General features: G+C 58.0%; 5 protein-coding genes and 1 pseudogene. 5 read left to right on the top strand and 1 reads right to left on the bottom strand.

Features of this window, described 5'->3' with window-relative positions; translation table 11 throughout:
* The first annotated feature begins 654 nt into the window (after positions 1-654).
* Entirely contained in the window at positions 655-1,128 is a 474-nt protein-coding gene (locus tag QOC89_RS06000) for a PRC-barrel domain-containing protein (RefSeq protein ID WP_323044187.1), read from the top strand.
* An 890-nt stretch (positions 1,129-2,018) separates the two neighbouring features.
* On the opposite strand, the gene QOC89_RS05990 is transcribed toward QOC89_RS06000, so the two are convergent.
* On the bottom strand, positions 2,019-3,239 hold the full coding sequence (locus QOC89_RS05990; RefSeq protein WP_323044186.1) for a hypothetical protein: 1,221 nt from the start codon (positions 3,237-3,239) through the stop codon (positions 2,019-2,021).
* Between the two features lie 557 nt (positions 3,240-3,796).
* On the opposite strand from QOC89_RS05990, the pseudogene QOC89_RS05985 reads away from it, so the two are divergent.
* The 4 genes and pseudogenes from QOC89_RS05985 to QOC89_RS05970 all read left to right on the top strand — a co-directional run.
* Positions 3,797-4,030, top strand: a pseudogene (locus QOC89_RS05985) (IS3 family transposase); the annotation flags it as partial.
* A gap of 181 nt (positions 4,031-4,211) precedes the next feature.
* Positions 4,212-4,427: a transcriptional regulator gene (locus QOC89_RS05980; RefSeq protein WP_323044185.1), complete on the top strand. Its 216-nt coding sequence runs from the start codon at positions 4,212-4,214 to the stop codon at positions 4,425-4,427.
* 229 nt (positions 4,428-4,656) lie between these two features.
* A complete protein-coding gene (locus QOC89_RS05975) occupies positions 4,657-5,394 on the top strand; it encodes a DUF5677 domain-containing protein (protein WP_323044184.1) in 738 nt (245 codons plus the stop codon).
* A gap of 406 nt (positions 5,395-5,800) precedes the next feature.
* Positions 5,801-5,986, top strand: a complete 186-nt coding sequence (locus QOC89_RS05970; RefSeq protein ID WP_323044183.1) for a hypothetical protein — start codon at positions 5,801-5,803, stop codon at positions 5,984-5,986.
* Positions 5,987-6,288 lie beyond the last annotated feature (302 nt).

The following is a 6,288-nucleotide window of genomic DNA, read 5'->3' as shown; positions in this document are numbered from 1 at the left end:
TCTCTTGTACTGGACGCGGCCATCCAGTTTGCCGGTCATGCGGTCTTCGGTGATTCCAAGCTGGTTGTGCTCGCGGCGGTAGGTGAATCAGGCTTTGGATTGGTCATACTCGCGATTGGGTTTGCCGTGAGAGAGAGAACGCAGTGAACGTTGCTACCAACGCAGGCGCTGGGCGAGTCCCTACACGCCTCAAAACCTCGACCCTGCGGTTAAGCATCTTGAGCGGGTCCTATGCACAGAAGGTGCAGATTCATTGTTCGCCCAGACCTACTGGCGCGCTCTGGTTGTTCAGGCGTATGCGACACTGTCGAACACGAGCGCATCTCCTCCCAAAACGATAAGCCAGCGAACGAAGTTCCTTTTCCGTGATTTGCATGTCCATGTCACCCGCGCAACCTTTTTCAAGGAAAGCAGCAGGTTAGTCCGCACTTGGGACATGCCTGTCCCGCCAGGACTGCTCCCCCTCATCGGCAACCCGCGCTGGGAAATCGCGCCTTGGTGCCTACCGCAGTCCAGGAACAAGCCAGTCGTTCGAACCCCCGCCTTGAGGGACAGGTTCGGGTCATCTTGAAAAAAGGTGCGGAAAACTGCGGCCGAGGGCTCGGGAATGACGCTTGCGCGCCACGAGGGTACCTTTTTCGAAGGAGGTGAATCATGGGCTCAATTAACCCGCAACGCGGTACTCCAGGCGGAGCTAACATCGTCGGCGGCGGTATCGGCGAAGGACCGGGGCCGGACGTCATGGCTGCAGCGACGCTGGATGGGACCAAGGTGATGTCCTCGGACGGCGAGCACGTCGGGAAGGTTTCGGACATTATGCTCGACGTCCGCAATGGCCGCATAGCCTATGCCGTGCTGTCAGAAGGGGGATTTCTCGGAATGGGGTCGAACCTGCACGCCGTCCCGTGGAGTGCACTGACCCTCGATACGGACCAGAAGTGCTTTTTTGTCGATATTACGGCACAGCGCCTCAAGGACGACCCGGGATTCGACAAGGACCATTGGCCTGCGATGGCAGATGCGACTTGGGGAGAGTCAACATATAGCTACTACAACCAGCAACCATACTGGTCCGCAACCCAGGAGGTAACAGAAAGCGACCCAACTCTCCGGCCGAACGAGCACTGAAAAGCACCAAGGGCAAAGCCGCTCCTGGCAGACAGTCGGTCTGTCGCTCTAGCGCTTACGCCATCGTGACCCGCGGTGGCGTAAGCGCATTGCTTCAAGCGAGGTGTGGGCGGCCTCCCCGGACGAAAAAAATCTTCCGCCGACTCATACATGCGCGCGTGCCAACCAAGCAACCGGATGAGGCTGCTTAACGCAACACGGACGGCCTTATCGTCGTCGACAGTCGAAACAACAGGCGAGCTTTGCAAAATGTAGCCCTCGATTACTCTCTGGGGGACGACGTGTGGCCGATGCCGCCCGCCTCTGCTGATTAACAGATTGCTTCACAACGGCGTTCAAAGACATCGTACGAATGTAGCTGTGAACTGAACCATGTGCGCGCCGGTCGCCGTGCGTCACTTTCGCACCTCGTCCATGGCCCTGATTTGCCCACGGTGGGCTCCAACGATAGAACTGAACGCTGCAAGTCCCATTCCCATGCTGGAACCGCGTGTCCTAAAGAACGGTTCAAAGTGTAGCGGAAGATTGCTCTCGCGGATGCCGGCCCCCGAGTCCCCGCCGCGACGCCGACATTGCCTTGAGGGTCCAGGCGGTCTGGACCCATGCGCCGTTCGACACCGCTCCCTAATCTCACGACCGCAGTTATACGGCCGCATAACCAGTTGATGCCAACGCGGCATCTGCATATCCCACCGTAGAGTAGATTTGCCCTTTGGCAAAATCTACTCTTCTCTCATCGAGGCAGCGCTCGCCCTTATGACAGTGCAAAGCTCGCTGTCCGACCCCATGCCCGCGGCCAACCAAGGCCAGCGACGTGGGCATCTTCTTCAATCTCAAAGCTCGCAGGAACACCTGAGGCCTCGACGAATTTCGAGTGACTGCGCTGCATTTCATTTGACTGGTCCGAACGGACTCGCGAACGAATTTATTGGCGGTGCGGCAACAAAGCCCGCGTCGTTGGCGTTTTCCGGCACAACCGCAATCTCAAAGATCCATACGAACGGAGGTCCCTGTTTCGGATCACTCGAATTACTAAGCAAAGTCCGTTGCCCGGTCTGCCGGTCAATCCGGAAGAGCAGGGTTGGCTCGGCGGCCCGATTCGCTGGGTTACCGGCGCCCACAATTATTCCGCCCGCCCCCCGCTGCTCCAGGGCGATGCCGGAAAGGCGCCACCCCAGCGGTCCTTGCGCAGCATTGTCGAAATCGCTGACCACAGCACGGTTCCCGGTTTTGGGATCAATTCGCAGCAGTAGATTTTTGGGGACGGGCGCAATTGCCGACCCGTGCGAATTGACCAGGATCTGCCCGGAGGTCTCGATGGCAATGCCAGTTGAGGGTACCAGGTCGGTGGCACCCTGTGCCGGGTTCGTGAAATCGCTGAGCAGCGATCGTTGACCCCTAGTCGGATCGACCCGGTACATGTCTCCTACGTCCCGGCTCGGGCCGACGGGGATGAACCACGTAACGCTTGCGACGATCGCCCCGGTTTTCTCGAGCGCGAGGTCGGTAAAGTACGCGACACAACAATTGAACACGTCGCCTTGGGCTGGGTTCGTGAGATCGCTGACCACAATGCGGGTGCCCGTCAGTGGATCTATGCGAACAATTGACCTGGGAGCGCCACCGTATTGCGGTTGCGCCCAGTTTGCCATGAGACGTCCGGACGCATCCACTGCCGAGCCGAAGACGTCTCCACGAAATGCTCCGCTAGTAAAGTCGCTCACAAGGGTCCGGTTACCCGTACGTGGATCAATCGCGTAAATGCCGGCGGTGGCAGCGGTGACGAATATCTGCCCCCGTCCTATGGCGACGCCCGCGAGAAACGATCTGTCCACGGGCCCTTGTGACGGATTCAGAAAGTCACTGATGACAGTGCGGGCGCCAGTCCTGGGATCTACAAGAAACAGCTTGCTCGCACGAGCGTCGACAACCAGGATATCGCCGCCATGGATAGTAGCAGCCTGGGCGAGGTTGCCCGCCAGAAGAAGGGCGCAGAGCACCCTAAGCCAGGAGCGAAGGCAGTGCCGACAAGAAACGCGACTTGCTGTTTTTTGACCTGACCCGGCAATGCAGTGGCTTAGAACCGTGGTCCACTTGGTCGCATTTGCCATCACTATTCTCCTTTTGAAAAAAGCGTGTCCCGTGGAAAGCCCAGGAAGTCGAACAACGAAAGGCGCACTTCTAGCGTATGAAACTGGCGGTCAGTTGCCAAGTGGTGCGATAGCGGAAGACGTGTTGCGGCGGCGGCCCGCAGTGGTGATGCGTCTACCCCTCCGCCGCACCGGCGGCAGCCAGGCCGAATTTGCTCGTGATGGGTTTGCGCCCTATTGAGCGCGTGGTGGGAGCAGAACCGCTGGTTGGCCAGCGGGCCTCCGTGGCGGCTTATCGAGCAAAGCCGACGCCGGAATGGCGGATCAATGGCACTGAACGAATGACCCTTCATCGCCGATGCTGTTGAAAAAGTCGCTGCTCTGTTTTTTCAAATCGCCGGTGAGAAAATCGACCTCTCAAATCGGCCTCTCAAATCGGCCTACAAAGCGCTGGCGAACGCCGGTTTCACGCCCTGAGGTAGTCCGTCAAGCTTTTTCAAATGTGAGGGACTTCCCCACCCTGAGGCGACGTTGAAGTCGCACGGCATCGAGTGCCAGGATTGAGGTGTCAGCCATTACGCCACAGTGCGATCCGTTTCGTGACGCCGGCCCAGCGCCATGCGAATCTTGATCAGGACATCCTTGAGCGCCGCAAGGCGCTCTACGAGGTTGCGCGCGAACGTCATCCGCTACGATGGAAAGGTGCCACGCGGGACTGGCAGCGCGTTCATGTCGTGCATCTGAATCCCGATCGTGCTGAGCCGACCGTCGGCATTCGACGACCCCGTAACCAGGAATTAAAAGCAGCCTGAATTCAAAACGTCGAGGCGACGACTAGCTGGAAAACTTCCGGTCGCCAAAGCTGGTTCACGTCGCGTCAGGCCGCACACGTCATGCCGGCACTCGATCTAAGGGAGTTAGTCCAAGTCTGCGAGATGAATTAAGAATTACGCTTTGTCAAAATGGGTCATCGAACTTCACGGACGAGAAACGATGACCACCACAGCCCAACGTCGCTCAGGCAGTGTCGCTGGCTTCGATGCGAAGCCGGATATTGCCCGAGTGCGCATCAATGACGTCGCTGACCTGCTGTCCTGCAGCGTCAGCACGGTCCACCGCCGCGTCAAAACCGGCCTGATTCCCCAACCGATCAAAGAAGATGGCGTGCTCGTCTGGCGCGTCGGCGATCTGCGTCGCGCCTTGGCTTAACCCGACACAAGGATTCACATGAAAATCAGTCTCGATAACAAATCAGCCGGTAAGCAGCCCGCGTCTGCTCTACTCGGACATCGCTGGCTTCCAAGGTCGTTTACTTGAAACATGGCGCGCGCCCTTGGTCCGTCTGGACTCTCTCATCGGGATGTGTCAGGAGATCGGCTGCGAGATTAGTTCCGAATACAGATCCGCAGGGAAGTACCCTCCTTCGCCGCGACGAAGCATGACTACTCGCCTTCATGCTCGTGCCGTGCAGATCGCTAACGAGGTGGCTTGCCTATTAAAAGGTGGTTATGCGGATGGCGCAATGGCGCGCTCGCGATCGCTGCACGAAACAACGGTGATCCTCACGTTCCTCGGCAGACATGACGACGAGCTTGCAAGCCGATTCATTGATTTTCAGGCGATCCTTCGCTGGAAGGCCGTCTGCGAATATAACGAACATCACGCTGCACTAGGATTCGATCCAATCCCGCCCGATGACATAGACCGCTATGAACGTAAGCGCGATTCAGTGGTCGCGAAGTATGGCGACACTTTCAAAAGCGATACGGGGAACGGATGGGCTTCCGAGGTCCTGAAGCAGAAGCGAGTGACGTTCAGGGATATCGAAGACTTCGTCGACCTGAGTTGCCTTAGGCCGCAATATGGTTTTGCCAGTAAAAACATCCATGCCGGCGTCGACAGCATCGGTTACAAGCTCGGGTTGTCGATGTCGAACCAAGAGACGCTGCTTTACGGTCCGTCTAACGTAGGCCTGATCGAGCCTATTCAATGCACAAGCTATTCGCTGACAGTCGCTACCAGCGAATTGATTGACACGGCACCCCACGACGAGCGAGCCATCACGGAAAGTGTTTTATGGCGCTGGCATGGAATGCTCAAAGACGAGTTGGTCGAAGCTGACAAGGCACTACGCATCAAGGGACAAGAAAACAGCCAGACTATCGACGACCGCTAATGGAGCACGGTCGCCCGCTTCCTTCCTGGGAAACTCCGGGCGCGGACGGCGGCAGGGGCCGACACCGGATGACCTACGGCGTGCCGTTATCCAAACGTATAGGCGCACGATACCTGCGGAGGACTGCCGCAACCGTTCGTAGAATGGTTTTCTTTCGGTCGTCCCGCTATCTTGATAACGTGGAAGCACGCGGCTCGCCTTCCGAGCCCTGCAACCATACGTCCACTCGCGATTCCTCGTCGCGAGTTTCGCCCGCCCAGCTTCGGCTGTCGCGGGCTTTTTGTTTGTTGCCTCCCGGCCGGCCAGCCTCTCACCGCTCATCGAAGCCGCTTCGCATCCTTGCCGGACATGTCGGCATAAAACTAGGCGCCGTGCTAGCCTGATCGCCTTTCGTTAAGGTGAGTCTATGAATATCAGTCAATCCGCTAGCAGCATAGCCATGCAGGTCATGCAGCAACCCGCGTCTTTAGCCAACGGGGCGCCCGCTTCCACACAGCGAGCTGCGCTTGCACTCGTCGAAGCGGAAGTCGCCACCGCGCCTCAGGTTAGCTCGAACGGTATGGTTGGCGGCATCATTAATACCGTCGCCTGATCGCTTGAAAATCCAATCTTAAATCTGACCGAGCCTTGGTTTTTCCGTCTCAATAAAATATCGGAGGCGGTCGCCGAACACTCGAGCCGAATTGTGTGACCAGATTTTGCGTTACGTAACAGAAATTTGAGTGTGGCCGGGTAGAGGGGCGGCGGCGGCGCCCCTTGCTGCGTACCGTGTCGGCAAGGCGCACATTTCTGCGGCGCAATCACGTGACCTCAGGTAGCACCAAGCTAGGCCTTCAGCCTCGCTCTGACCCGTGGCGTTCGTGCGGGCTTCTTTTTTGCTGTCCGCGGCATAGA

Origin of the sequence: Paraburkholderia sp. (assembly GCF_034668105.1) — a bacterium.
Lineage (GTDB): Bacteria > Pseudomonadota > Gammaproteobacteria > Burkholderiales > Burkholderiaceae > Paraburkholderia.
This window is presented reverse-complemented; position numbering and strand designations above follow the sequence as displayed.

Bases quoted from the DNA above. Each gene is read 5' to 3' on its own strand.
- QOC89_RS05990 (WP_323044186.1), bottom strand. From the start codon at position 3,239: ATGGCAAATGCGACCAAGTGGACCACGGTTCTAAGCCACTGCATTGCC.
- QOC89_RS05980 (WP_323044185.1), top strand. From the start codon at position 4,212: ATGACCACCACAGCCCAACGTCGCTCAGGCAGTGTCGCTGGCTTCGAT.
- QOC89_RS06000 (WP_323044187.1), top strand. From the start codon at position 655: ATGGGCTCAATTAACCCGCAACGCGGTACTCCAGGCGGAGCTAACATC.
- QOC89_RS05975 (WP_323044184.1), top strand. From the start codon at position 4,657: ATGACTACTCGCCTTCATGCTCGTGCCGTGCAGATCGCTAACGAGGTG.
- QOC89_RS05970 (WP_323044183.1), top strand. From the start codon at position 5,801: ATGAATATCAGTCAATCCGCTAGCAGCATAGCCATGCAGGTCATGCAG.